The sequence below is a fragment of the Rosistilla oblonga genome, from assembly GCF_007751715.1.
GTDB lineage: Bacteria > Planctomycetota > Planctomycetia > Pirellulales > Pirellulaceae > Rosistilla > Rosistilla oblonga.
On the sequence record NZ_CP036292.1, the window covers coordinates 395439 to 421172 of the forward strand.

20 protein-coding genes are annotated in these 25734 nt (G+C 59.4%); 6 read left to right on the top strand and 14 right to left on the bottom strand.

Translation table 11 applies throughout. The annotated features are described in order from the left end of the window. Positions 1-298 precede the first annotated feature (298 nt). The 6 genes from CA51_RS01385 to trpD all read right to left on the bottom strand — a co-directional run bounded on the left by CA51_RS01385 (position 299) and on the right by trpD (position 6895). Positions 299-511: a hypothetical protein gene (locus CA51_RS01385; RefSeq protein ID WP_145117348.1), complete on the bottom strand. Its 213-nt coding sequence runs from the start codon at positions 509-511 to the stop codon at positions 299-301. 138 nt (positions 512-649) lie between these two features. Beyond that, on the bottom strand, positions 650-1255 hold the full coding sequence (locus CA51_RS01390; RefSeq protein WP_145117349.1) for a MarC family protein: 606 nt from the start codon (positions 1253-1255) through the stop codon (positions 650-652). A gap of 107 nt (positions 1256-1362) precedes the next feature. After that, positions 1363-2700: an APC family permease gene (locus CA51_RS01395; RefSeq protein ID WP_145117350.1), complete on the bottom strand. Its 1338-nt coding sequence runs from the start codon at positions 2698-2700 to the stop codon at positions 1363-1365. A gap of 140 nt (positions 2701-2840) precedes the next feature. Further along, a complete protein-coding gene (locus CA51_RS01400; protein ID WP_145117351.1) occupies positions 2841-4685 on the bottom strand; it encodes an AI-2E family transporter in 1845 nt (614 codons plus the stop codon). 52 nt (positions 4686-4737) lie between these two features. Next, positions 4738-5322 carry a hypothetical protein gene (locus CA51_RS01405; protein ID WP_145117352.1) on the bottom strand — a complete coding sequence of 195 codons (585 nt, stop codon included), beginning with the start codon at positions 5320-5322 and terminating at the stop codon, positions 4738-4740. A 547-nt stretch (positions 5323-5869) separates the two neighbouring features. Further along, positions 5870-6895, bottom strand: coding sequence for an anthranilate phosphoribosyltransferase (gene trpD / locus CA51_RS01410; protein ID WP_145117353.1), 1026 nt, complete (start codon positions 6893-6895; stop codon positions 5870-5872). Between the two features lie 230 nt (positions 6896-7125). On the opposite strand from trpD, the gene CA51_RS01415 reads away from it, so the two are divergent. Beyond that, a complete protein-coding gene (locus tag CA51_RS01415; RefSeq protein ID WP_338052324.1) occupies positions 7126-8055 on the top strand; it encodes a nucleoside hydrolase in 930 nt (309 codons plus the stop codon). A gap of 184 nt (positions 8056-8239) precedes the next feature. Here CA51_RS01415 and CA51_RS01420 read toward each other — a convergent pair whose 3' ends face one another. From CA51_RS01420 to rpsD, 3 genes are all read right to left on the bottom strand, one after another. Beyond that, the gene (locus tag CA51_RS01420; protein WP_145117355.1) at positions 8240-9655 is read right to left on the bottom strand and encodes an SGNH/GDSL hydrolase family protein; all 1416 of its coding nucleotides are present in this window, start codon (positions 9653-9655) and stop codon (positions 8240-8242) included. Between the two features lie 362 nt (positions 9656-10017). Beyond that, on the bottom strand, positions 10018-11445 hold the full coding sequence (gene lpdA, locus CA51_RS01425; protein ID WP_145117356.1) for a dihydrolipoyl dehydrogenase: 1428 nt from the start codon (positions 11443-11445) through the stop codon (positions 10018-10020). A 53-nt stretch (positions 11446-11498) separates the two neighbouring features. Further along, positions 11499-12107 (bottom strand): 30S ribosomal protein S4, encoded by a 609-nt coding sequence (rpsD, locus tag CA51_RS01430; protein ID WP_145117357.1) that lies wholly within the window; start codon positions 12105-12107, stop codon positions 11499-11501. A 500-nt stretch (positions 12108-12607) separates the two neighbouring features. Between rpsD and CA51_RS01435 the strand changes: the two genes are divergently transcribed. Then, on the top strand, positions 12608-13504 hold the full coding sequence (locus CA51_RS01435; RefSeq protein ID WP_145117358.1) for a hypothetical protein: 897 nt from the start codon (positions 12608-12610) through the stop codon (positions 13502-13504). A gap of 215 nt (positions 13505-13719) precedes the next feature. Continuing rightward, the gene (locus CA51_RS01440; protein WP_145117359.1) at positions 13720-14508 is read left to right on the top strand and encodes a 3-keto-disaccharide hydrolase; all 789 of its coding nucleotides are present in this window, start codon (positions 13720-13722) and stop codon (positions 14506-14508) included. A 6-nt stretch (positions 14509-14514) separates the two neighbouring features. On the opposite strand, the gene CA51_RS01445 is transcribed toward CA51_RS01440, so the two are convergent. The 5 genes from CA51_RS01445 to mnmG form a co-directional block, all read right to left on the bottom strand. After that, positions 14515-14712, bottom strand: a complete 198-nt coding sequence (locus tag CA51_RS01445) for a DUF5989 family protein (RefSeq protein ID WP_145117360.1) — start codon at positions 14710-14712, stop codon at positions 14515-14517. 78 nt (positions 14713-14790) lie between these two features. After that, positions 14791-16986: an SxtJ family membrane protein gene (locus CA51_RS01450; RefSeq protein WP_145117361.1), complete on the bottom strand. Its 2196-nt coding sequence runs from the start codon at positions 16984-16986 to the stop codon at positions 14791-14793. 120 nt (positions 16987-17106) lie between these two features. Further along, entirely contained in the window at positions 17107-18321 is a 1215-nt protein-coding gene (locus tag CA51_RS01455; protein WP_197451511.1) for a sensor histidine kinase, read from the bottom strand. Between the two features lie 89 nt (positions 18322-18410). Then, positions 18411-18998 carry a response regulator gene (locus CA51_RS01460; RefSeq protein ID WP_145117363.1) on the bottom strand — a complete coding sequence of 196 codons (588 nt, stop codon included), beginning with the start codon at positions 18996-18998 and terminating at the stop codon, positions 18411-18413. Between the two features lie 322 nt (positions 18999-19320). Further along, on the bottom strand, positions 19321-21210 hold the full coding sequence (gene mnmG / locus CA51_RS01465; RefSeq protein ID WP_145117364.1) for a tRNA uridine-5-carboxymethylaminomethyl(34) synthesis enzyme MnmG: 1890 nt from the start codon (positions 21208-21210) through the stop codon (positions 19321-19323). A 188-nt stretch (positions 21211-21398) separates the two neighbouring features. On the opposite strand from mnmG, the gene CA51_RS01470 reads away from it, so the two are divergent. The 3 genes from CA51_RS01470 (at position 21399) to holA (ending at position 25613) form a co-directional block, all read left to right on the top strand. Then, positions 21399-23387 (top strand): hypothetical protein, encoded by a 1989-nt coding sequence (locus CA51_RS01470; protein WP_145117365.1) that lies wholly within the window; start codon positions 21399-21401, stop codon positions 23385-23387. Between the two features lie 100 nt (positions 23388-23487). Continuing rightward, positions 23488-24441 carry an Rpn family recombination-promoting nuclease/putative transposase gene (locus tag CA51_RS01475; protein WP_145117366.1) on the top strand — a complete coding sequence of 318 codons (954 nt, stop codon included), beginning with the start codon at positions 23488-23490 and terminating at the stop codon, positions 24439-24441. Between the two features lie 113 nt (positions 24442-24554). Next, positions 24555-25613: a DNA polymerase III subunit delta gene (holA, locus tag CA51_RS01480; RefSeq protein ID WP_145117367.1), complete on the top strand. Its 1059-nt coding sequence runs from the start codon at positions 24555-24557 to the stop codon at positions 25611-25613. The last annotated feature ends 121 nt before the right edge of the window (positions 25614-25734 follow it).

The following is a 25734-nucleotide window of genomic DNA, read 5'->3' on the forward strand; positions in this document are numbered from 1 at the left end:
AGGTGGAGATGAAACCGAAGAGGAGTCACGCGGCTGGCTGCGTTAAGCCGGATGGTGGCTTTCGCGACGCACGCCGGCGGTCACTGGCTGACGCCGCACCAACGCTCTCCAGGCATCGTGGCTGAACGTTTGAAAAGCCCACACGCCATGCCGAAACGCGGGCGTGAGGGCTGAATCGGACGCTTCGGCCGATGGCGAATCCTGCCGCCGTCTATTTCATGTCTCGCGTGGTGACACGACTTTTGCCGGAGTCGCCCGAGTCGCGGTGCAGGGCGGAAGCTTGCTGCTTGACTGGCCTTTATTCAGCGGACATGGGGACTTCGGCTTGGTCGACGTCTCCCGGACGCAGCGACTCGTCAAACGAGAGGACATAAGCGGCCATCGCCAGTCCCATTAACACGATCGCGGTCCAGAACCGCCAATCGTGATGGATCTTCTTCGACTTCGCAGCGTTGTGGTGCGATGTATGTTGATGGTCGCTGTTGTGCTTGTGTTCTTTTGGTTTTGACATCGGATGGACGGTTTCTATGGAAAAGAGTTGTTGACGGTTTTGCTGTCGCGATTGCTACGGCAACCGAGTTGCAGAGCGGGCTAATTGTATCACTCGCAGTGGTTCCGAACGACTCCAGGATCATGCGGCACTCTTCGATCAACCGGCGACGGCTCCGCTTTTTGCGAACGCGTGAAAACCGGTCAACGCAAACTGCACGCCCATCGACAGGACGATCAGTCCCATGAACCGCGTCATCGTGTCTCGCAAGAATCCGCCGCCGTTTTGTGCACTGGAGAAGCGGGCAGCCAGCAGCATCACAACCCAGGTGCATACCGTTGCGACGGCGACCGATATCAGAGCGGTGATCGGCAGCTTCAATTGAGTGTGTACCGCCGACGGCGTGATGACTCCGGTGATCGTCCCTGGACTCGCGGCAAACAGGATCAAGGGCGTCAGCGACTGATGCGACTTCGATGCCTCAGCGTCCGCATGGCGATTGAGCATCGAGAAGCCCATCCACGCCAGCACGCCGCCGCCGGCCACCATGAATGCGTCCAGTGAAATGCCGAAGACGTGCAGCAGGCGTGTTCCAATCAGGGCGGCGATCGAGAGGATCACGAGGATCGCCAGAGCTGCCTTGGTGGCGTCGGTTGCCTTTTCGTCGAACGGTCGATCCGTCTCCGCCGCGGTAAACATCGCCGCGCAGATCGCGGGGTTCATCAACGAGAGGACGGTTACGATCGCTTGAATTTGATCATTCATTGTTTGGCTTTTTTCTGTTAGGCGTGTGGCTTGTTCGCATCAGCACCCTCGCTCGCGACGCGTTGCAAAATTGAGCGATGCGGGCCTGGGCCGCTCCCCGGCCGCGGCTAGGCGACATTGCTTTTCGGATTGGAATCGGGCGTCCTTCCCATTCGTACTTCGCGCCCCGTCAGGCTGCGGTACACGATCTCAATTGTCAGCGAAACGACAATCATGCCGACCAGAATCCACAGATGGTTTCGCGTCGCCGGATTTTCGTCGACCTTCACGCACAACACGATCATGGCGACCAGTGTGCTGAGCGCTGCTAGGCCGGATAGCCATGCGTGGCTGTTGGTCTGACGGGCTAAACGGACGTTGGCAACGTTGACAGCCAGGAACAGCAACAGGAAACCTGCACTGCCCATCGTCGCGATCGCATCCAGAGGGACAAAATTCGCGACGACCAGCGCCAGGACCGCAGTGATCAGCGTCCCTTCCTGATGCTGGCCACGAAACGATCGCTTCAGTTCCGACGGCAGTTCACCCGTCTTGGCGATGATATAAGCCAGGCGTCCGGTGCTGTAGAACGTGGCGTTGATCGCCGAACTTGTCGCCAACAACGCGGCAATCGCAATCGCGATGTATCCGGTTCTTCCCATCACGTCTTGTGCAGCGACCGAGAGTGCGGTGTCGCTGTCTTTGGCCACCTCCGCGAAACTCAGGTGCCCGACAACGACCGCGACGATCAGCATGTAAATCACAATCACGATCAGCACGCCGCCGACGTAGGCGATCGGCAGCGAGCGTTTGGGATTGGCAACATCCTTCGATGCGTTGGCGATCAGTTCAAAGCCTTCGTAGTTCAGGAAGATCAGCATCGCTCCGGCGACTAAACCCATCGGCGATACATAATGTTCCGTCCCTAATCGGCTCCATTCCATTGGGGTGGCCAGTCCAGCCACGATGAAGGCGGCTAAGAGCAAGATTTTGACGATGTTAAAAACGTTTTCCGCTCGGACGACTAAGCTGCCTCCCAACGCGTTCACTCCCACCAACCCAACGATCACGCCACTGATCAGCGCATGAGTCCAGAAGGGTCTGTCGGGTTCGGGGAAAAAGCAGGCTCCGTAGCTGCCGAAGGCGTAGGCGTAAACGGCGACCAGCACGACGTAGCTGAGCAGCAGCAGGATATTCGCCGCTCCGGTGAAGATGCCGGTACCGAAAGCCCGGTTCAGGAAATCGACGGTGCCGCCGACGCCGGGATATCTGAGCGTCAGTTTCAGATAGGAGTAACTGGTCAACAACGCCACGATCCCCGCGATCAAGAACGCGATCGGCGCGCCGCCTTGAGTTGCAGTGATCGTGAGTCCGGTGACCGCAAAGATCCCGCCGCCCACCATGCCACCGATGCCGATGGATAGTGTGGAGAAGGTACCGAGTTTGGGCTCGCTGGTGGACGACACTAAGGAGAAAGTCCTTCACAGAAATTGAATCGAGAATCGAATCTCGAGAATTCTATCAGCGGCTTCGGGAACCGGGCACCCCGCAATGGCAAACCTGCAGGTCTGCTCGCGCGGCCGCCGGTCGCGGTGAGCCGCTGAACCTATTCCAGTTCCGGAGTGCGGTCGGGCTCGTAGATCCCGGGAATGGGCAGATCGAGCAGCACCACGCGGATCAGGTAGATGGCGACCGGTACGCCCAGAACCAGGCCCCACATTCCGAAGAAGTGTTCCGCGATCAACAGGATCGCAATCACCAGCACAGGATGTAGATGTCCGATCTTGCCAATGATCCGCGGCGACAAGACCATCCCTTCGATCAAGTGGATCAACGCAACCGCCGCGATCACCTGTACCGCCATCAGCAGCGATCCGCCGGGCTGCAGGATGGCCATTCCGCAAAGTGGAACGCCCGACAGGATTACTCCAACCACCGGGATAAAACTGAACACGAACACGACCATCGCCAGGATAAACTTGTATTCGACGCCGATTATCCACAGGGCAATCAGTGTCAGGAAGGCGTTGATCACTGCGATCACGACTTGTCCCTGGAAGGATTTGCCGATCAGTTTGCCCAGCGCGATCACTCCCGGTGCGATTTCATCGAAGACCGATCGCAGTCGCGTGTTGCGAATGTTCGCCACGCCGGTCTTCACGCTATCCCATTCGATCAGCATGAAAACGGCCAGTAGCAGTGCGGTGCCGATCTGGATCGGGACTCTTAACACGTGGCCGAGCGCTTGGTCGAATTGCTTCACGCCGGCGGCGAGTATCTTGGGTCCGTCCTCGGTTGCATGTTCACGCACCCAGTCAGCCGCCGGGCTGGTGGCCCACCATTGCTGACCAAATTCCCGTTTTGTTGCCGATTCAAAATCGAATTGTTGGTGCGCCGCCGATTCCTTCGCTGTCTGTTGATGCTGGTCGACAGCTTCCAAGAAGGCCTGTTTCCCTTTGGGGTAGGCGGCTGCCAAGGTTTCGAAGTAGGCGTAGTCGATCGGCACGTTATTGGAGTCGTCGGCAAATTGAGTTTCGTAGAACTGTTTGAACTCAGCTTGGTATGCGGGGGATTCACGAAACTCCGCCCATTTCTGGATCGAAATCGCTTGCGCCCATTCGCTCTTGAGTTGAGCCAACAACACGGGATCGGCATTGACGTCGGCCCAGATTCGCTGCCGGATTCGTTCGTCGCGGAGAGATTCAAAATCGGTCTGCTGCGTTAGGCTTTTCGCCTCGTCCTGCTTGTCATCGGAGGCTTGGCTTGCTTGCCAACGCGAAACGTAATAATCCTGTTTTGCATGGAAGATGTCGGGTGCTTTGAACTCCATGAACCAAGTCTTAAACGGCACGCTTGCACCGCTCGCTTGCGACTGCAGTTGAAGCACTTGAGCCTGTTCGTAGTTGGCTTCGAATTCAGCTTTGAGCCGTGAGTGCAGTTGAGGGAATTCCTGGTACAGCCCCGCACCGCTACGACCGGCGGCAAGAAACTGAGCGAGCCCTTTTTTGTAGCGTGGATCCTCGGGGGGGCCAAACTGGCGTTTAAACTTCCACGTTCCGGCCGTGTTGGACAGCAATGTGTTCTGCAGTTCGACGGCATTCGTCTGTTTCATCTGCGTCACCAGGCTCTTGCCTTCGTGAATCAGCGGCGGGACGAAGAATCGGCCGAGTCCGTACAGCGACAAGCATAGACACGAAAAGATCGACAGTGTCAGGATCAGATCCAACCGGTGACTGTCGGGACGATGAGGTGCAATGCGGCGGGCGATTGCTCCCACCAGGCTGCGGACGATGAAACAGAACAAGAATGTCAGGAACCCAACCAGGAAGAACTCTCGCAACGCGTAGGTCAACGCCACGAACACACCCCAAATCAGCGGCTTGTGCCACCAGTTCTGTTGAAGGATCGAATCGGGTGATTGGGCGGTGGGGGTGGATGGATCGCTGGGCATGGGAAACTTGCGTTGGGGAGCGTAGCTAGGCCAGGGAGGGCGGGGCGATGAACTACTTGTTGCCTTTCGCTGCGGAACTATCGCGTTTCGATTTGAAGTAGAAAATTGCGACTGCCACGCAAGCCACCAGGATCATGATGATCCAGGCGGATAACTGCTCCAGCATCGCCATCGCCAGGACCATCAACGTCAAGGAGATGCCAACGACCAACAGCAGCCAGTCGATGTGAACCCCGGCCAAGCAGCAGGTCAACGCCAGCAGCATCACTGCAAAGTAGGAAGCGGAATCGCGATTGATGATCTCACGACGCTCCAGCATCAGCAGGGCCGCGAGGAAACCAACCAAGATCCCCCAGTGAGACAATTCTCTGATGATCGTCTTGTGGATCGATTGCCCCGCCTGCTTGGCGCTGCGGACGCTTTTCCAGAGCCCAAGTGCGGCGTAAACCAGGACCACAAACAACCAGTACTCCCAAGCGCCCGTATCGGTCGCCTGGGTGAATCCGATCCCAGCGATCGCCAGGACCAGCATCGCGCACAGGATGCCAAGCCGAGTTGTCCAGGCGCCTCCAGATTTCGAATGCGCTTTCGAGTCGACTTTGTCGGCAGACGATACCGCTTCAGTAGACGTGTTCATGAGTTCACCGTTGCTGATTGTTTTGTAATGTTTGTTGAGCCGTATTCTATCCACTTATGCCGCCGCATAAACGGGCGTGCCAATATCCTCCCAGGCACCATGGCTGTACATCCGACAGCCGCCTCCCCGAACTTCGCTTCGCTGGTTCGACCCTCCCCCTTCAAACTCCGTTTGGCGGAGGGTGAAGTCGTGATCCGCCCGGCGAAGCAGGGAGGGTCGAAAAACGAGCGCCGAGCAAGTTTTTCAGGGAGGGCTGTGCCGCCGGATCGAACGGCGGCGATGCGTGAGGCTTCCCTCCCCGAACTTCGCTTCGCTGGTTCGACCCTCCCCTTCAAACTCCGTTTGGCGGAGGGTGAAGTCGTGACCAGCACTTCACCCGCGCGGCGGAGCAGGGAGGGTCGAAGAACGAGCGCCGAGCAAGTTTTTCGGGGAGGGGCGTGTCGCCGAATCGAACAGTGGTGAGTTACCTGGGGCAGGACGGACTGGCGGCTGGAGGCGAAGCGTCTCCGGTGTTTTCTCGCTTTCAGCGAATACGGAAACCACGCTTCTACTGGCCGGCGGATGTCATTGCGGATAAGGCTTCGAGCGTGCGTTGGGCTTTTCCGGTGTCGATCGCATCGGCGGCTTGTTCCGCTGCGGCGATCAGGCCGCCTTCGGGGTTGCACAACCAAATCGAAGCGGCTGCGTTGGCGACGACGATGTCTCGAGCTGGCCCTGGTTGTCCGCCGAGTACTTGTCGGATGATCGCTGCACTTTCGTCGGGGCCGTCGGCTTGCATCGTTTCGGGGCCCGATGGACTCAGCCCAAAACTAGCCGGCGTCCACTGGATCTCTCGGCAGCCCGCGGCCGTGACTTCGATCACCGACGTCGGGCCATCGAGCGTCACTTCGTCGAGACCGTCGAGGCCGCGAACGACGGCGGCATGCTCTGTTCCCAATTGATGCAGCGCTTCGGCCAGTTGTCGCTGCGTGGATGGTTTGCCGGTACCAAGCACCTGGTGCGACGCGGCGGCGGGATTGCAGAGAGGTCCCAGTAGATTGAACAGCGTCGGCACGCCCAGTTGGCGGCGAATCGCACCGACATGACGCATGGCGGGATGCAGTCGCGGCGCGAAGCAAAAACAGATCCCAACCTCCGCCAAGCATCGCTCGACAACATCGCGATCGGTGTCGATGTTGACTCCCAAGGCGGACAGCACATCGGCCGATCCGCTCTTGCTGGTGATCGCGCGGTTGCCGTGTTTGGCTACGGGAATGCCAGCTGCTGCGGTGACGATCGCTGCGGCGGTGCTGATGTTAAACGTTCCCGAGCCGTCGCCTCCGGTGCCGCAGGTGTCCAACAGGATACCCCCGGCCGATGCGACTGGCGTCATGTGCTTGCGCATCGCGCGGGCGGCGCCAACCAGTTCGCTGACGACTTCTCCCTTGGCTCGCAACGCTAGCAAAAGCTCTCCGATCGCCTCGTCTTCCGCCTCGCCCTGCAACATCGTTCCGATCAACGCCTGCACATCGTCGGCGGCCAAGTCGTTGCCGGCCTGGACCGTGCGGATCGCTTCGTCAATCTGGATACTCATATTCACCACAACGTTGTCGGCACAGGGGAGAGGCAATGTAAGGTTGTCGCGTCGCAGCAAGCGAGCGAGCCGGTGGTGGTCAATATAACGGCCGCGGCGATCGGTTGGGACCGCCGCGGCGGCAATCTTCGCTGGCTGAGGGGCGATTGTGCGTTTCCCGGTCGGTCGAGACAAAATCCCCGTTTCGCCACCTCGCCGACAACCGTACAATCGCACCTATGGCTAGAAAAGTGATTATCGACTGTGATCCCGGAATCGACGACGCGATCGCACTCACGATGGCGTTGTTTGACCCGCGTCTGGAAGTCCTGGCGGTTACGGCGACAGCCGGAACTGTCGATGCCGACCAGGCGACAACCAATGTTCAGGTGCTGATCCAGCAGCTGGACCCGCCGAAATATCCGCGGATCGGGGTCGCTTCTCCATGCGAAGGGGCGGCGGTTATCAATGATATCGTGCTGCACGGTTCCGATGGCTTGGCCGGCTGCAATTACGAGCCGAGCGATCGCCAGCATCGGCACCTGAGCGAAAAAATCATCTCCGAGTTGCTGCGGCAGCACCCCAACCAGGTCTCGCTGATCTGCTTGGGCCCGTTGACCAATGTCGCCCGCGCTTTCCAACGCGAACCTGGGCTCGAATCGCTTGTCGACCGGTTGGTGGTCAGCGGTGGCGCCGTCGCTTGTCCGGGCAATATTTCGCCCGTTGCCGAGATGAACATGTACTTCGATCCGACCGCTGCTCGCAGCGTGATCGAATCGGCGACAACCAAAAGCCTGGTCCCGCTGGACGTCACCGATCAAGTCGAGTTCTCGATCGAGCTGATCGAAAACCTACCGTCGAAGCAGACTCGAGCGGGCCAGTTGCTGCACAAACTGTTGCTGTTTGCATTCCGCAGCTATGTTCAGAATCTGGGCCGCGAAACGATTTCGCTGTACGACCCCGTGGCGCTGCTGGGCTTCTTGGAGCCCGAGCTGTTCACTTGGGAAGATATGGCGATCGACATCGAGACTCGCGGCGAACTGACTCGCGGCCAGACGGTTTGCGACGCCCGGCGGCATCGCGAATGGTCGCTGAACGCCGAGGTCGCCCGCTCGATCGACACAACCGCTGCTGTCAATCAGATCGTCCGCGGCCTGCGATTCGCAGGGCAATGTACGTAATCGCTGGAGTCGAGGCTTCAGCCGACCTCCTCCCCGACTCGCCGTACATCGGCTAAAGCCTATGACTCCAGCGCTGGAGTCGAGGCTTCAGCCGACCTCCTCCCCGGCTCGCCGTACATCGGCTAAAGCCTATGACTCCAGCGCTGGAGTAAAGGCTTCAGCCGACCTCCCTCTCCGCAGCGGTTTAGCCTGAAATTCGCACCAGTTCAAAGGTGTGAGCCACTGGTTCGCGACTCGCTTCCGCCGCCTGCTGAAGCTCGGCGGCTCGCTTGCGGAACTCGCTGTAATTCGGCCAGTCCTCCATGTATCTTCTCGCCATCACTGCCGAATACTGCTTCACTTCTTCGAAGTGATCGTAGTGGGCCTGCACCGCTTTGGGATCATCGACATCCACTTTGTAGTAGCTCTGCATCCAGCGGCGCGTATTCAGTAGGCTGCAAGCGGTCGCCTCGGCGTTTCGTCGCTGCGAGTTGAGTTCGGCGACGCGCCGGGCCTGTTTGTACTGCGGCGTCGCCTTGTTGAAGGCGAGGTTGAGTCCGCTGGCAAGATCGGCTGCTTGGTATCGCCCCACCGCCGCGCCATCGATCCGCAGTTCGTAAGTTCCTTCGGAGAGTCCGGTCACGCTCAGGATCTGCTGAGCTAGATCGTCGCCGATCGGCAGCAGATCGAACAGTTCCATCGGGCCCGCGTTGATCGGAAACGGCAGGGCCTGCTCGCGCGACACAAACTTCACGCCCGCCTCGCTTCGCTCCACCGTCTCGACTTCAGCGTTGACGCTTTCGGCGACCTTGCCCGCTGCCGCGTCGATCATCGTTCTGGAGATGGTCGCGGGAACACCCTGGGCTTTCAGGAACAACCACGCCATCATCAATCGCCCGGGCGATCCGGGATGGACGCGGTCGGGGCCGATGATAGTCCAGGTCGGATCAAGCTTTTGCTGCTGAAGATTGAGTGCCGTCATCGGTCCGTGCAGATCGATCACCGGGGCGTTGTTCTCGAGCGCCAACTGGCGAACGATCGCGGCACAGCGACCGAGGCCGTCGTTGCAGCCGGGCTGGTTGTTGTCGCGGTCCAGGACAACGGTCTGGTCGAAGGGAGACGGTGTCATGAAGTACAGCTTCGGATTGTTCGCCTCGTCGCGGAGCCGCGCCACCACCTCTTCCATCTTCGCTTTGTATCGTCCCAACGCCTGCTGTTGCCGGACCTTCTGGGCGTCGGTCGGGTTCGCCGTGTAGGAACCGCGACTGACATCGTTCATGCCAAACATGATCACAACCGACGTCGGTCGCTTATCGATGACATCCTCCTTGAGTCGCGAGAGCGAACCGCTGGCGGTATCGCCCGAGCGACCGGCGTTGAAGAATTGAACCGTCCTCTCGGGGAATCGCGTCAGGTAATAGTCGGCGATCAGGGTTTGAACGTACCCGCCCGCGGTGATGCTGTCGCCCAGGAAGCAGACGCGTTCGCCATCGGCAAAAGGAGTTGCAGGGATGGCGGGTGGCCTTGCCTCGGGGGTGACGGTTTGTGGCGAATCGGCGTCGGTGTTTTGGCTGGATAGGAGAACGCACGCTGTAAACAGGGCAATGTTTCGAAGTCTCATTCGTTTCCTTCAACGAGGGCCTAGCGGTTGGCGGGTTGGGGTTCGCCTTAGTTCCGCCGACAGATAGACCGCCGGTATGTTGCGAGTTGCGTAGCACTAATGTAACGCACCGGAGAGTCCGGTTTGAGTGATTCGCAGCGGAGCGGCTTTGCCGTGCGGCGATTCCTTGGTGGGGATCGTCGCTGTGCGAATGCAGTGGGCTGCGGTTAGAGGCGTTCAGGATGTGGGATCAGCCGGCACGTGCTGGTATTCAGTTCCCTGGTCCAGCCGGACGCAATCGCGTGCCAGCTAGTCTGTCTGAATCGTCAGTGCTGGATCGACCCAGCGGATTCGGCTGAGCTCGAGATCGATCCAGTCGTTCGCTATTTCTTCTTCGGCTTGTAGATTTCCGTCGCCGTGCCGAAGTGGACTTCGCCCGCGTTCATCAGCGTTTCGCTGAGCGTTGGGTGCGGGTGGATGCTGTCGGTGATATCGTGGACTTCGCAGCCCATCTCGATCGCCAAGACGGCTTCGGCGATCAATTCGCCAGCTCCGGCACCAACGATTCCACAGCCGACAACGCGATGGGTTTCAGGGTCGACGAGCCACTTGGTCGAACCTTCGGTCCGGCCGATCGCTTGAGCGCGACCGCTAGCAGCCCAGGGGTAGACCTCGACATCGACCTTGCGGCCGGCAGCTTTGGCTTCGCCTTCGGTCAGGCCAGCCCAAGCGATTTCGGGATCGGTGAAGACCACTGCGGGAATCGCCACTTTGTCGAAGGCGGAGTTCTTGCCAAGCACGACTTCGGCCGCGACCCGACCTTCGTGGTTGGCTTTGTGTGCAAGCATCGGTTCGCCAGCGACGTCGCCGATCGCCAGGATGTGCGGGTCGGCGGTCCGCTGTTGCGAATCGCACTCCACAAAGCCTTTGGCGTTGACGACGACCTGGGTGTTCTCCAGGCCAAAGCCTTTGCTGACGGGGCGGCGGCCGATCGAAACCAGCACGCGGTCGTAGACTTCGTTGCCAAACTTGTTTGGCCCTTCGAAGGTCACGTGAACGCCGTCTTTCTCTTCGGCAAGCGAGCCGACTTTGGTGTTCAGGAACAACCGGCCGTCGACTAGTTTTTCGATCCGCTTCTGCAGCGGCTTAACCAGATCGCGGTCGGCGCCTGGCAGCAGGCCGTCCATCAATTCGACGATCGAAACCTTGCTGCCCAGTTGAGCGTAGACGCTGCCAAGCTCCAGGCCGATGTATCCACCGCCGACAACCAGCATCGTTTCGGGAACGTCTTTCAGTTCCAACGCGCCGGTGCTGTCCATCACGCGATCGCTGCCGATGTCAAACGCAGGCGGAACAAAAGGAACGCTGCCGGTCGCGAGGATGCAATGATCGAAAGTGATCTTTCCGCCTTCGGGGATCGACGCGTGGTCCCCTTCCAGCTTCAGGGTGGTGCTGTTTTCAAAGACGCCCTTGGCGTGGATGACTTTCACGCCGCGGCGTTTGGCCAGAGCTTGAAGGCCACCGGTCAGGTTCGAGATCACAGTTTCTTTGCGACCGCGAACCTTATCGATATCGATCGACGGAGCGCCAGGATAGCTGACGCCCCAGTCTTCGTTGAGTTCCTGAACTTCGCTGATCACCCGAGCAACATGCAACAAAGCCTTGCTGGGGATACAGCCCCGCAGCAAGCACGTTCCGCCGAGCCGCGAATCGGCTTCGACAATCGTGACGTCCAGACCTTCGTCGGCGGCCAGAAATGCGGCCGCGTAGCCGCCTGGACCCCCGCCCAATACAACGAGCGATGAATGCATGATGTTTGTTCAGGATAGCGAGTTGAGGAATCTGCAAGAGTCGCAGCAGAAACCTAGCGAGACAGGAATTCGACCACGGAGTTAGCATCTACCGGCAGGCTGATGTCGCTAGGGCCGGGAAGGCCTTGGATGGTTGCCTTCAGGTTTTCGCTGTCGAATGCCACCCAGTCGAGGGCGTCGGGCGAAGCGTTGGCGATCACGCCGCGGTACAGGTTCTTCAGGCCTTCGCGGTCGCGAACTTCAACCACGTCGCCTGGACGCAGCAGGTAGTTTGGCTTGGTAACTTTGACGCCATTAACCAAGAAGTGGCCGTGGGTAACGCCTTGGCGAGCTTGAGGGCGAGTTTTGGTGAACCCGCAGCGGCGGACGATGTTGTCCAGACGGCGTTCGCACATCAGGAGCAACAACTCACCCGTGTTTCCTTGCTTGCTGCTGACCGCATCGAAGTAGCGGCGCAGTTGTCGTTCGCCCAAGCCGTAATAGTGCTTGATCTTTTGTTTCTCCATCAACGCCAGACCGTAGTTACTGGGGCGACGGCCGCGGGTGTGCATACCTGGAGGGGTATTGCGGCGTTCCATCGCGCGGGCAGCACCGGCGGTTTCATAGATCATGGCGCCTAGACGGCGATTAATACGTGCTTTGGGTCCGGTATAACGGGCCATCGACAATGCTCCTAAGGGAGTGCAAGAAAGGGGTGTAAGTCGTTACCTCGCGTAGATTTACGCAATGGCACGATCCCAGCGGCAGGGCCACATTTTGGTCCTGGAGGGTCGCGCCTGATTTCTTTTGAAGTCCAGGATTGTCACTGGAAACCTTGCTTTTTGCAAGGGCGAAGCTGGCGAATCACTAGCGAATGGCAACATTCGCACGATAGGATTGCTCAGTCGACATTGACGTAGACAAACTTGCGGTTCTAGTATCCGGACCCAATTAGAGGAGTTTGGTCGATTTTGCGGATTAGTCTGGATTCGACGGGACCCGCTGGCCGAAACCCTTCTGATAGGAACGTTGCGATGCCCCGACGCTTGCCGTTGGTGGAGCATCGCTGCAAAGAAACACTTCAAGGAAGAAGGGTTTTGCGAATCGCGACCGGTCTGGCTGAGACAGACGACGCCCGCATGCTCCGACTTCTCAAAATTCGCCAGTTTGAGGGAACATCGTTATGCGATGCCGTATAGTGACATGGAACCGCGTCGCCGTTGCCAGCATTGCAGTTATGGCGATCGGATCGACCGGCTGTAAGACAACAATGCCAGGCAAGAACTTGTTCTCGTGGGGCAAAAAGCCTTCCGCAGAGACTCTGGCCGGCAGTGGCCCATCGGCCACCTACCCAGCGCCACCAAGCGAAAATCACACGCCAACCGCGATCGCTTCGGCTGCGACCGGCAAGTCGGGCCAATCGGCGAACACGCAAGTTGCCGCATCGACCACGACCGCTCCTGCCAGTCCTTATGGCAGCGCAAGCCCTTATGGAACGCCCGGTGGCAGCTCGCCCTACGGCACGCCGACCGCAGCGGCTCAAGCTAACGGTTACAACAGCACCGCAGCCGCTTCGCCTTACGGTGGCGTAACGCCAACCAGCCCTTACGGCGGCGCAGCACCTGGTGCAGCTCCAGCCTCGCCATACGGTGCAGCAGCTCCTTACGCGGCGACTCCAAGCACACCGCCGACCTACACAGCAAGTGCGGCTAACAACCCTGCCTACGGTGCCGCGACTCCAGCATCGCCGTACGCAACACCAGCCAGCAGCACATCGCCTTACGCTGCTCCAAGCCCCGCTGGTTACACAGCACCAGCCGCTCCCGGTGGCTACGCTGCACCACCTGCAACGCAAGCGACTTACGCAAACCCAGCGGCGCCAGCCACTCCAGCAACTCAAGTGGCTTCGAGCCCAAGTGGGTACCGTCCTGGCAGCACCAGTTCGGCAACCGCTTATCCCGGCATGAACAGCTCGGTAGCACCATCGACTTACACGACACCTGCGACTCAATCGCCTGGATCGTCTTATTCGATGCCCACCGCGACTTCGCCAAACAACAGCGGATCGATCTACCGATAACTGCGGCGACGTTTGTCTAGCTAAAAGCATTTGAAAGCCGCAGCGTTCCTTAGGGACGCTGCGGTTTTTTCGTTTGGTGATCGCCGAGTCGCGAGGTGGTGGCGATCCGCTGCGGCGCAGCTCCGTGGATCGGAAGCGAGTTTGGGCAACCGTGGCGATTTTGGTTTACAATTGGGCGAAATTGAAATCTTCTACTCGCTTAGGTTCACCAAGGCATGAAAGCTCCTTTTGTCGTCGCGTTGGCTCTCGTATCGTTGTTCGTTTCGTCCGCTGCCACCGCGGACGAAGCCTTTCCCAAGGGGCAGTGGGTTTCGCTGTTTAACGGCAAGAACCTCGACGGCTGGACGCCGAAGATCAAGGGCTACGATCTGGGCGACAATTATGGCAACACGTTCCGCGTCGAAGATGGCGTGATAAAAGTCGGCTACGACGCCTACGATTCGTTTGATAAACGCTTCGGGCATCTGTTTTATAAGCAGCCATTTTCGAACTATCGCTTTCGCGTCGAGTACCGTTTTGTCGGCGAGCAATGCAAGGGAGGCGAGGGCTGGGCGCTTCGCAATAGCGGCGTGATGCTGCATGGCGAGTCGCCCGAAGAGATGACCAAGGACCAGGACTTTCCGACCTCGATCGAGGTTCAGTTGCTCGGCGGCGATGGCAAACGTCCGCGGACCAACGCCAATCTTTGCACCCCCGGCACAAACGTCGTGAAGGAGGGCAAGTTGTTCACGCCGCACTGCACCAGTTCGTCATCGAAGACCTATCACGGCGACCAGTGGGTGACTGTCGAGATCGAAGTCCGGGGGAACGATGTGATCCGCCACTTGATCGATGGCGAGGTGGTTCTGGAATACACCAAGCCGCAGTTGGATGAACGCGACGCCCACGCCGCCAAATTGATCGAAAAGGCGGGGACGAAGATGTTGTCCGGCGGATCGATCTCGCTGCAATCCGAGAGCCATCCGATCGAGTTCCGCAAGGTCGAGATCATGCTGTTGGATTGAGGCAGATCAAAACAGCGTATAGATGAAAGGGGCTGCTGCGGTGCTCGACAGCATCAGCAGTGCACCGAGCAGCAGTAGCGCGATCAGGATCGGAGCGAGCCACCACTTTTTGTTGAACCTCAAGAATTCAACCAGCTCGCTCAGGAACGATTGCTCGTGGGAAGCGTTGGCGATTTCGGCGAATTTGTCGTCTTGATCTTCCATTGTTCACGCTCGAGTTGATTGGGGCGGGAGGCCCCGCGGCCTGCTGCATCGATGTTGGGGCTTTCCGTCGCGCCTTGCCTAATATTGTTTCAAGTAACGCTCGGCCCCGACCTCTGGCTCCGCCGCGATCCAGTGGCTGGGCCGCTTCGATTCTTTGCGGCCCAGCGGATCGTGCCCCGCGATTCGCAGGATCAGCCCCAGCGGCGTGATGATCCCATAATAAATGATCGCTAAGGTCATGTGAGAGACCAGCCAGCGGATTGGAAAGACGGCGATCATCCACCCGACAAGCAGTGGCTTCAGTATCCGCGGAACCACCGCACCGATCGCGGCGCTGGCGACAGCAGCGGCGGTCATTGCTCCCGCTAGGTTCGTCGAACCTGCGTGCCAGCGGAAGCCGGCGGCGACGGCGAGGATCAGTCCCAGTAGGAAGCCAAACTGGCGGAGCGTCTTGTCGTCGGGAGCGGTCGCGATCTCGGAACGCTTTCTGGGGTTGAGACTCTCGGGGTTGAGTGATTCGATTGTCGGTTCTTGGTGCGAGTTTTCGGATTTCAGCACGATGCAGTTTTCTAAAACCAAGACGTCGATCTCGGTCTTCGCGAAACAACGAAAAGCGTCTTCGGGAGTGCAAACGATCGGTTCGCCGCGAACGTTGAAGCTTGTGTTGACCAGGACCGGGCATTGAGTCTGTTGGTAGAAGTCGGTCAGCAGTTGATGCAGTCGCGGGTTGCGGACGCGATCGACGGTTTGCAGTCGCGCCGTGCCGTCGATATGAGTCACTGCGGGGATCTCGTTGTGCGGACTCCGTTTCGGTTCGGCCACCTTGGTGACAAACGACATGTAGGGGCTGTCGTGCGGCGGTGCGATGTCGAACCAATCGGCCGCCAGTTCTTGAAGTACGATCGGGGCAAACGGCCGAAAGCTCTCGCGGCGTTTCACTTTGTCGTTCAGGCTCGACTGCATTTGTGGAGCCCGCGCGTCGGCCAAGATGCTGCGTGCGCCGAGCGCTCGCGGACCAAACTCCATCCGGCCGTGAAACCAGCCGACGACCTTCCCTTCCGACAAGAGTTCCGCCACGCGGCGCGTGAGCTCTCGATCGTCATCGATTTGTGTGTAGCGAGCCGCTTGTCGATCGAGGAACTGCGAAATCGCGGCGTTGGTGTAGCTGGGGCCCAGCAGGCTGCCGGCTTGTGAATCTTGGTCCGGTTGAACAGTGCGTTGTTTGTTCAACAGTTGGTGCCAAGCAAGCAGCGATCCGCCGAGTGCGCCGCCTGCATCTCCGGCAGCCGGTTGAACCCAGATGCGCTCAAACGGTCCCTCCCGCAACAGTCGCCCGTTGGCAACGCAATTCAGCGCGACGCCTCCGGCAAGAACCAGGTTTTTGCAAGCGGTTCGTCGGTGGATGTGCCTGGCCATCGCCATCACGATCTCTTCGATGACCGCTTGAACGCTGGCTGCCATGTCGAAATGTTGCTGCTGCAATTCCGATTCGGGGGCTCGTGGCGAGATCTGAAATAGGTCCCTGAACCGACGATTCGTCATCGTCAGTCCGCGGCAGTATTGGAAGTAACGCATGTCCATCCAAAAGCTGCCGTCGTCGCGGATGTCGATCAAATGCTCACGGATCGTGTCGGCATAGATCGGCGATCCGTAAGGCGCCAACCCCATCAGCTTGTATTCGCCGCTGTTGACCTTGAATCCGCAGTGATAGGTGAACGCGGAATAGAGTAGTCCCAGCGAGTGCGGGAAATTGATTTGGTGATCGGTTTGGAGTTTGTTTCCGCGACCGACGCCCCAAGTTGTTGTGGCCCACTGACCAACGCTATCGAGCGTTAAGAAGGCCGCTTCTTCGAACGGGCTGGGGAAGAATGCGCTCGCCGCGTGGCTCTGATGATGCCCGGTGAAGATCAGCTTGGCTTTGGGCGCGTCGGCGAGTTCTCGCCGCAATCTGCGTTTGATGAATAACTTGTCCTTTAACCAGACCGGCATCGCGGCGGCAAAGCTGCGGAAGCCCGCGGGAGCGACCGCCAGATAGGTCTCCAGCAGTCGTTCGAACTTCACAAACGGCTTTTCATAGAAGGCGACGTAGTCGAGATCGGCTCGCGAGAGTCCGGCTTGTTCCAGGCAAAAAGCGATCGCATGTTCGGGGAAACTTGCGTCGTGCTTGCACCGCGTAAAACGTTCTTCCTGCGCCGCCGCAACGATCGCTCCGTCGACGATAAGTGCCGCCGCGCTGTCATGATAAAAAGCGGAGATCCCCAGGATCGCGGTCATGGAAGCTTATGCGAGGTTCATTGGTAGGGGCGAAGCACGGGGGACGCACTGACGATGATATCCGATTCGAATTGCCGAAGCGTCGGCGTTAAAGCGGCGGGGCGTCCGGTGACGGCAGCTTTATGCTGCCGGAATATGCACGGTTGCAACGCAGCCGGTGGGGCTGCTGTCGATGGCGATCCGGCCGCCGGCTAGTTCGATCACGCGTTGGGCTTTGCAGAGGCCCAGCCCAAGTCCGCGGCCCGCTTCACGCCCGCTGAAGAATGGGTCGAAGGCGTGCCGTCGTTCCCGTTTGTTCAGTCCCGGCCCGCTGTCGGTGATCCTCAGTCGCAGCATTTTGTCAGCGCGAACCAGTTCGACGGCGATCTGACCGGGAGGGTGGATCGCTTCGCAGGCGTTGCGCAACAGAGAGCGGATCGCGTCGGCAATCTGTCCGCGGTCGATGGTGGCTCGGCAATCGGGGGTGACCTGCGAGGAGATCGCGATGCCGTCGATCGCGCTGCTGGCGGTGAATTCATCCACGATCTGGCGGACCAATTCCGAGACGTCTTCGGGGTCGTTGTCGTCGGCAATCTTCGGCTGCGGCGGATTCGCGAAGAACATCGCGTCGGCGATCATCTCATACGCACGCATCGCTTGGTTGACGATAGCCGCGAGCATTCGCTTGCGATCGGGAGAGTTCTCGTCGCGGGCGAGGCTCTGCGCCCGAGTCGAGATGTTGGCCAGCGGATTGTTGATCTCATGGCTGAGCCCATAAGCAAACTCCTTTAACGCCGCGAGCTTCTCTGCCTTGAGCGTCTTAACGAGCTGAGCGTTTGTCGCAGCGGCGCGGTCGGTAGTTTGCAGAAGCCGCGCGAGGTCGAGTTTGTTGCCGCCGAAATCGGGACATGTTTGCGGGAGGTTGGTGGCGTCGACCAATCGAGGCCAGGTCTGTTGCCAAGCCGATGGAACGACCGGGCCGGTGACCTGCAGCCATCGCTCGGGGGAATCCCACGCGGTGGCATCGCGGTGCAGTTCGCACCAGTGGGGATGGAAGCTCTGGAGATCGCTGGGCGAATCGCTTTGGCGGTCGCTGTCGCGGAATGCAGCAGCGAGCACAGCGGGAGCTTGGTTGGCTAGGTTGCTGAGCGTCAGGAGAGCCGCGTTATTGGAAGCTGCACACTCCAACAGCATCCAAATCCGCAGTGCGGGATCGGATTCCAGCAGCGCTCGAAGCGCGTCGGAGGTGGGTTGCAGGAACTGTTGAGCCAGTTGGTTTGCGGTGGCGGTCGACAGCGGCAGCCACCAGCGTGAGCCATTCCACGAGATCGACGGCAGCAGCCCGGTTTGGTTCATGGGGATTCCGCGTCGGTCCGGCATCCAGTCGGGCATCGGTTGCGAGACTGGTGGATCGCCGATTTCGCTGGCTTACAGTTCGGTAACGTCTAGTGTTCCGCTTTGCGTTCGATCTCCAGCAGATCACAGCCGCGAGCGATCAGATCTTCGATCGCAAAAGGCTTCTGCATGAAGTCGTTGGCGCCTGCGTCGCGGAGCGATTGAACTTTATCTTGTTCGATCATGCCCGAGATGCAGATGATTTGAACGCTGTCCATGGCAGGATCGCTGCGGACGCGTTGGCAAACCTCTTTGCCGTTGATATCGGGAAGCATGACATCGAGGATCACCAGGTCGGGGCGAAACTCTTTGACTTGCATCCCCGCATCGAAGCCGTTGTTGGCGGTGCGGAGATCGAAGCGGCCATCGCGCTCCAGGCCTTCGACGATCAGTTCGACCAAATCGACATCGTCGTCGACGACTAGGATCTTCTTCTTGCCGCTTTCGAGAGCGTCGGTCGGAATCCCGTTGTCCTTCATAAAGGAATACAGGAGGTCGCGTGGAATCCGCCGGAATCGGCTGCCAGGGACTCGGAAGCCCTTGAGCGTTCCGTTGTCAAAACAGCGAATGATCGTTTGTTGGCTGACCTTGCAAATCTTGGCAGCCTCGCCGGTGGTAAAGACCGTTTTTGTGGTCATAGCATTCATCCTCCCTGCATGAGCCTGAGTTCGCCAGGCAATCCGTCGCTCCCGTCCGAAAGAACGACCGGGTGATTGAGACAGTCTGGTAGCTGAAGGAACGTCTTAAGCTTCAGATCTGGCTCGTCGACAAAAACCCGTTGCGTTGCCTATACGTGATAGGGGCAGCCTACAGGTCGCATTCGGCAAGGGCATCCGGCCCTTCCCTGATTGCCAGGTTTGCCAACTCTGGGAATTATACCTAAGACGCGTGACCGGTCAAGATGAATTCGTTTGGGGTAAGCTGCGGCTTTTTAATAGCTTGCGACGATTGGCGGCCTTCTCAATTCGGGCTTGCCGATTGGGGGGGCGGAGTCTGGGGCCGACGCTCCGGCTTGCTGGTTTTTGCCATGTTTTGCGACTCGAGGCGAGCCAGAAGGAGGGCGATGTCGGCGGGCGTGATTCCGCTGATCCGACGCGCTTGGGCGATCGTGATCGGCCGTATCTTCTCGAATTTTTGAAAGGCTTCGGTTCGCAGCGAGCGGATGTTTTTGAAGTCGAAATCGGCGGGGATCTTCTTTTCCGACAGCCGGTTCATCCGCGCGATCTCGGTCTGTTGCCGATTGACGTATCCGGCATACCGCGTGTCGAATTCGACTTGTTGAGCCGCTTCGGCTGAGAGTTCTCGCAGTTGCGGGACGGCTTCTTCGATCTGCTGCCACGTCGTTTCGGGGCGGCAGAGGTACTTGGCGGCTGGTTGTCCCTCGATGCGGCCCGCCTTGAGCCACTGAGTTCCCTGGTCGATCTCGGCCAGTTTGGTTTCAAATCGCTGCCATCGCACGGGATCGATCAAGCCGACGTCGTTGGCGATCTTGGTTAAGCGGCGGTCGGCATTGTCCTGCCGTAGGGTGAGTCGATATTCGGCGCGGCTGGTGAACATGCGATACGGTTCGTCGGTCCCGCTGGTGACGAGGTCGTCGATCAGTACGCCCATGTAGGCGTCTTCGCGGCCGAGAATCAGTGGTTCGCGGCCGGCAACGGTCAGAGCTGCGTTGGCGCCGGCCAACAGGCCTTGCCCGGCGGCTTCTTCGTATCCGGTGGTGCCGTTGATCTGGCCGGCCAGGAACAGTCCGTCGACTAGCTTGCTCTCCAGGTGGGGGCGAAGCTGCTGTGGCGGGCAATAATCGTATTCGACGGCGTATCCGTAGCGCATGATCTGGGCGTTTTGCAGGCCGGGGATCAAGCGGAACATCTGGTCTTGGACATCGCGAGGCAGGCTGGTCGAGACGCCGTTGACGTAGACCTCTTGGGTGTTGAAGCCCTCGGGTTCGAGGAACAGTTGATGCGAGTCGCGTTCGGCAAAACGAACGATCTTGTCTTCGATCGACGGGCAATAACGCGGCCCGGTACTGTCGATCTGGCCGCTGTACATCGGCGCCCGCTGGAGGTTGGCGCGGATCAGGTCATGGACTTGGGCGTTCGTGTGGGTGATCCAGCAGGGGAGCTGCGGGGTGGTGATCGCATCGGTCATGAAGGAGAACGGTTGCGGATCGTCGTCTCCCGGCTGGCGTTCGGTTTGCGAATAATCGATCGTGCGGCCGTTCAGCCGCGGAGGGGTGCCGGTTTTGAAGCGTTCCAGTTGGAAGCCGAGTCGATGCAGGGCGCCGCTGATCCCGGCCGTTGTCCCTTCGCCGGCGCGGCCCCCTTGGGTTTTGGCTTCGCCGGTGTGCATGATTGCTTGCAAAAAAGTCCCCGTCGTCAGCACGACGCAGCGGGCGCGGTAGAGCGCGTCCCCTTTGACTTTAACTCCCGTGATCTGCGGGCGTCCGTCGATCGTTTCGGTGACCAAGTCCTCGACGACTTCCTGCCGCAGCCAGAGGTTGGGCTGTTCCTCGATTAAGCGTTTGATCTCGATCTGGTACGCCTTTTTGTCGGCTTGGGCACGCGGGCTGTGCATCGCCGGCCCCTTGCGTCGATTGAGCATGCGGAACTGGATGCCGGTCCGATCGGTCGCGATGCCCATCAGGCCGCCGAGGGCATCGACTTCGCGGACGATATGCCCCTTGGCGACGCCGCCGATCGCCGGATTGCAGCTCATTTGGCCGACGGTATCGAGGTTGGTCGTCAGCAGGGCCGTCTTGGCTCCCAGCCGGGCCGCCGCCGCGGCAGCTTCGGTTCCGGCGTGCCCGGCGCCGATTACTAGGACATCAAAATCGTATTCCGCCGCAAACATATTGTTTACCTAGATGAGCCGTGTGTTTGATTCAAGTTGATCCGCTGAAAATGCCGAACCGAACAAGGGGTGTGCATGACCGGCACGACCCGCAATTTGAGTGCGACAGGAAGAATCAGCATTCGCGACGATGGTTTGCTCGTGCAAATCGCAGCTCGCGACCGATCTGACCGGAGCGATAGGGATCCATGGGACAAAAGCGAATTCACCGAACGTTGGCGGTCTTGTGTGCCATTCCTTTATATTGTTGCACAAACGTCGCCGTTGCCCAGGCACCTGCGATGCAGGCCAGCGTGATCGCAACGCCTCCGGCGACGCAGGACTTCGGGGCTGGAGTGTTCCTGAACAACACCAGCTTTGATATCCCCTTTTCGGTCGAGCGGACGGGGGCCCAGCCGGTCGAGGTTCAATTATTTGTCTCGCGAGACCAGGGGAAGACGTGGAAGTTCTTCGCTCGGCAGCCGGCTAACGAAAGCGGGTTCCCGTTCCAGGCTCCCGAGGATGGCGATTTTTGGTTCTCCACGCGAACGATCGATGCTCGCGGGATCTCGTATCCGACCGGCAACATGGCGCCGCAGTTGCGCGTGTTTGTCGACACGACCAATCCGCAGGTTCAGGCGACAACCGATTCGGATATCAACGGCCAGATCGTGTTGGATTATGCGATCACCGATGTGGCGGTCGACGAAGAGTACATGCAGTTGGAGTACATGACCGATGCGGTTCGGCAGTGGATGCCGATCTCGATCGAAGGTCGCCCGGGGCGTCGTCCCGAGGATGGTGCTTTGGTGGGGCGGATCACGTGGCAGCCGCAAACCGAATGGCGTCAGGTCTACGTGCGAATGATCGTCCGCGACAAAGCGGGCAACCAAACCGTCTTCAACGAACAGGTGCAACGCCCTCGCGTGGCATCGAATCCGATGACGTTCGCTAGCGGCCAACGTCAGCCGGGCCTGGGGATGGCTGCGACCGCGGTTTCGGATCGCTCGACTTTCCGTGGCAGCCCAACTTACGCTCAGCCTGCGACGACTCCCGGTTACACTCAGCCAGCCTATCGGTCGGCTCAAGCGGCTCCTGTCGCCAATCCGGCTTATCCTCCCGCGACAGCGCCCGCACCGTCGACTGGTCAGCCGGCTGCGGCGACGAACCCCGCGTACAATTACACGCATCCCACGACGTCGCAGTATCGCGGCGCGGTCCCGATGACGGCGCGAGCGGTTAGCGATACGCAAGGCTTTGGGCTCAATCCTCCGCTGCAGCAACAGCAGCAGCAACCGCCTGTCGGTGGGCAGACTCCGAATTTCGCAGCGACCGAGCCAGCGGCTTCGTCGTATTCGCCTCCTAGTGCGCCGCAGCAAAACCAGTCGATGCAGCGACCCGCGGCACCTCGCGAGGCATTCCGTCCGCTGCAGGGGACTCAGGTCAGTGCGTCGACGCCAGCAGAGACTCAGTCGCCGGCGGAGGCCAGCGGCGAACGACAGGCTCGATCGTTGTCCTTGAACGACACGCCGAGAGTGACGCGGTCGAAGCAGTTCAGTCTCGATTACGAAGTGGAATCGGTCGGCAACGGCGGGGTCGAAGCGGTTGAGCTTTGGGGAACTCGCGACGGCGGCCAGACTTGGCAGCGTTGGAATGCTGATCCCGACAAGCAGAGCCCGTTTGATATCGAAGTGTCCAAAGAAGGCATTGTTGGGTTCCGGATCGTGATCGTGGCGGCGAATGGGTTGACCACGCCGCGGCCTGTCTCGGGAGATCCAGCGGATATTTACGTGCTGGTCGACACCACGGCGCCACAGACTCGGGTGACCGGGGCGACTTATGGCGACGAGAGCTATACCGGTTCGTTGATCATCGATTACGCCTGCAACGACGAAAACTTTGGCCCACGTCCGATCAGCCTCGCCTTTTCCGATTCGCTCGACGGTCCCTGGACCACGATCGCCACCGGATTGGCGAACACGGGGCGTTACATTTGGCCAGCCGATCCGCAATTGCCTCGCGAGATCTACTTGCGAGTCGAAGCGACCGACAAGGCGGGGAACGTCGGCGTGCATGCGTTGGACGTGCCGATCTCGGTGCAGGGCTTGTCGCCGCAAGGCCGGATCAACGGGTTCCAGCCGATCGAAGGGCAACCCGAAGGCACACAAGCCGCTCTGCCCCGAGCAAGCTTTCGATAGAACCAGCGTCGGTTTTCGGTTTCCGCGATTCCGTGTTACTTGCTATCTGCCCTATAATGTGTAGGTGTCGAAGGCAAGTGGGGCACGGGAGGCTTGGCCGATGTCGGACGACGCCGTCAATAATCCTCACGACCGGTTTGTTCGCCGGTTCTTAGGCGAGATCGATCAGGTTCGCCAGCTCGTGTTGTGGCGTCTGCCGCCAGAGGTCGTGGCGGAGTTGGATCTCGATACCATCGCTCCCGCGAAGCAGTCGTTTGTCGATCAGACGTTGCGGGAGAGCCTTTCGGATCTGGTCTTTGAAGTCGCGTTGGCTGGCGGCGGCGAGGCGTTGGTTGTGTTGTTGTTCGAACACAAATCGACCCCCGATGCGATGACGTCGTTCCAGGTGTTGCGTTATATCGTTGGGGTGTTGGACCAGCGGCAACGCGATTCGCTGCCGTTGTGCTGTGTGATTCCGATTGTGTTGTATCACGGCGTGCGGCCATGGAATGTCGCTCGATCGCTGCCGGAACTGATCGATGCTCCTGCATCGCTGCAGCCCTATGTTCCGTCGTTTACGATGCCGTTGATCGATCTGAGCTGTTGCACCGATGAAGAATTGCGTACCGAATCGCTTTTCTTCGCGTACATGTCGCTGCTAAAATACATCGGGCGCGATGAACTGCCCGAGCGGCTGCCAGAGCTTTTGCGGCTGTTTCGCAAATTGCTCCCCCCGGCGACGGGATTGTCTAGCCTTGAAACGATCCTCCGCTATCTGGTCAGCGGAACCGACCGAGTGACTCGCGACCAGTTGCGGACGGCGGTCGCCGACGCATTGCGAATCGAAGGAGAGAGCCTGATGCCAACTATCGCTGAACAGTGGTTACAAGAGGGGATTGAGAAGGGGGTTCAAGCAGGTGTTGAAAAGGGGGAATGGATCGGCCGGATCCGGACGCTTCAGGAGGTCTTGAGCCGCAAGGTCGATTCTGTCGAGTCGTTGATGTCGCTGCAGGTGAGCGAGCTTCAGCAGCTGGCCGGCGATTTGAGCGAGGCGTTGCCAAAAGAAGGGCGTTGAGCTCGAGCGACTGTCGGGTGTTGTCGTGGCGGAAAGCCGCTACAGTTTTCGATTGAAATGCACACCGCTCCAAATGTTCGTCACGTTTATTTGCCCGCCGATCGATTCCGACCATGCCGCTTCTGAACGCTTTTGATCTGCTGACCGCCGCCAGCGACTCCGCCCCCAGCGCGGTCACCGTCTTGTTTGGCGACGATCCGATGCTGCGTAGCTGGACGTTGCGGAAGCTGTTGGGCTTGGATGCGGCGGAAGAGGATCGCCCCGACAGTATCGATCTCGATGGCGAACTGGCGGAGTGGAAGGATGTCCGGGATGAATTGCAGACCGGATCGCTCTTTTCGATGGGGCAACCGCGATCGATCGTCGTCCGCGACGCCGACAAATTTGTCTCCAAGTACCGCGCGGAATTGGAGGCGTACGTCGCCAAGCCCTCTTCGGCGGGGTTGCTGCTGTTGGAACTGAAGTCGTTTCCCGGCAACACGCGACTCTATAAAGCGATCAACAAAACCCATCTGTTGGTCCAGTGTGCGATTCCGACCGGCAGCGGCCGCAGCACCAAGCCCGATCTGAACAAGCTGAAGTCGTTTTTGTGCGGGTTCGTCGCGGCGCGACACCAGTGCAAACTGCAGAAGGGGGCCGCCGAGACGCTGGTCGAGCTGTCCGGCACCTCGCTGGGGCTGCTCGATACCGACATCGCCAAGCTAGCGGTTTGCGTCGAGCGGGGGGCACCGGTCACGGACGACATGGTCCGCAAGTTTGTCGGCGGCTGGCGCAGCAAGACGACCTGGGAGATCATCGATGCAGCGACCGAAGGGAATTCGGGTGAAGCGCTGCGACAACTGGATCACCTGATCGCCAGCGGCGAGAAGGCGTTTGCACTGCTACCGCAGATTTCCTGGTCTCTGCGGCGACTGGGGCTCGCCGCCGCGGCGATCGATTACGCGGAGAAGTCGGGCCGCCGGATCTCTTTGTCCGACGCGCTGCAGCAAGCTGGCTTCCGTCCGTTTGATATGAAGAAGGCCGAAGCTCATCTCCGGAAGATCGGTCGACCTCGCGCCCAACGGATGCTCGGCTGGCTGTTGGATGCCGACTTGAAGCTCAAAGGAACCCACTCGACCGACGATCGGGCGCGTTGGGTTTTGGAGGAGTTGTTCCTCAAAATGGCTAGCTGAGCTGCGGTTTTGGCCGTTTGAGAATGCTTGCAAAGGCTGCTGCGGAAATTCTGTTCCGGCGGGTGATATCAGCTGTCGGAGTTCGGGGAAGACACGTTTTGCCCGACTTTGTCCCGTTTTG

What these genes read in the sequence shown, in the direction of transcription:
- CA51_RS01435 (WP_145117358.1), top strand. Translation starts at nt 12,608, where the DNA reads ATGCGATGCCGTATAGTGACATGGAACCGCGTCGCCGTTGCCAGCATT.
- CA51_RS01440 (WP_145117359.1), top strand. Translation starts at nt 13,720, where the DNA reads ATGAAAGCTCCTTTTGTCGTCGCGTTGGCTCTCGTATCGTTGTTCGTT.
- CA51_RS01470 (WP_145117365.1), top strand. Translation starts at nt 21,399, where the DNA reads ATGGGACAAAAGCGAATTCACCGAACGTTGGCGGTCTTGTGTGCCATT.
- CA51_RS01455 (WP_197451511.1), bottom strand. Translation starts at nt 18,321, where the DNA reads ATGAACCAAACCGGGCTGCTGCCGTCGATCTCGTGGAATGGCTCACGC.
- CA51_RS01445 (WP_145117360.1), bottom strand. Translation starts at nt 14,712, where the DNA reads ATGGAAGATCAAGACGACAAATTCGCCGAAATCGCCAACGCTTCCCAC.
- CA51_RS01460 (WP_145117363.1), bottom strand. Translation starts at nt 18,998, where the DNA reads ATGACCACAAAAACGGTCTTTACCACCGGCGAGGCTGCCAAGATTTGC.
- mnmG (WP_145117364.1), bottom strand. Translation starts at nt 21,210, where the DNA reads ATGTTTGCGGCGGAATACGATTTTGATGTCCTAGTAATCGGCGCCGGG.
- trpD (WP_145117353.1), bottom strand. Translation starts at nt 6,895, where the DNA reads ATGAGTATCCAGATTGACGAAGCGATCCGCACGGTCCAGGCCGGCAAC.
- CA51_RS01420 (WP_145117355.1), bottom strand. Translation starts at nt 9,655, where the DNA reads ATGAGACTTCGAAACATTGCCCTGTTTACAGCGTGCGTTCTCCTATCC.
- CA51_RS01400 (WP_145117351.1), bottom strand. Translation starts at nt 4,685, where the DNA reads ATGCCCAGCGATCCATCCACCCCCACCGCCCAATCACCCGATTCGATC.
- holA (WP_145117367.1), top strand. Translation starts at nt 24,555, where the DNA reads ATGCCGCTTCTGAACGCTTTTGATCTGCTGACCGCCGCCAGCGACTCC.
- CA51_RS01475 (WP_145117366.1), top strand. Translation starts at nt 23,488, where the DNA reads ATGTCGGACGACGCCGTCAATAATCCTCACGACCGGTTTGTTCGCCGG.
- lpdA (WP_145117356.1), bottom strand. Translation starts at nt 11,445, where the DNA reads ATGCATTCATCGCTCGTTGTATTGGGCGGGGGTCCAGGCGGCTACGCG.
- CA51_RS01390 (WP_145117349.1), bottom strand. Translation starts at nt 1,255, where the DNA reads ATGAATGATCAAATTCAAGCGATCGTAACCGTCCTCTCGTTGATGAAC.
- CA51_RS01450 (WP_145117361.1), bottom strand. Translation starts at nt 16,986, where the DNA reads ATGACCGCGATCCTGGGGATCTCCGCTTTTTATCATGACAGCGCGGCG.
- CA51_RS01385 (WP_145117348.1), bottom strand. Translation starts at nt 511, where the DNA reads ATGTCAAAACCAAAAGAACACAAGCACAACAGCGACCATCAACATACA.
- CA51_RS01405 (WP_145117352.1), bottom strand. Translation starts at nt 5,322, where the DNA reads ATGAACACGTCTACTGAAGCGGTATCGTCTGCCGACAAAGTCGACTCG.
- rpsD (WP_145117357.1), bottom strand. Translation starts at nt 12,107, where the DNA reads ATGGCCCGTTATACCGGACCCAAAGCACGTATTAATCGCCGTCTAGGC.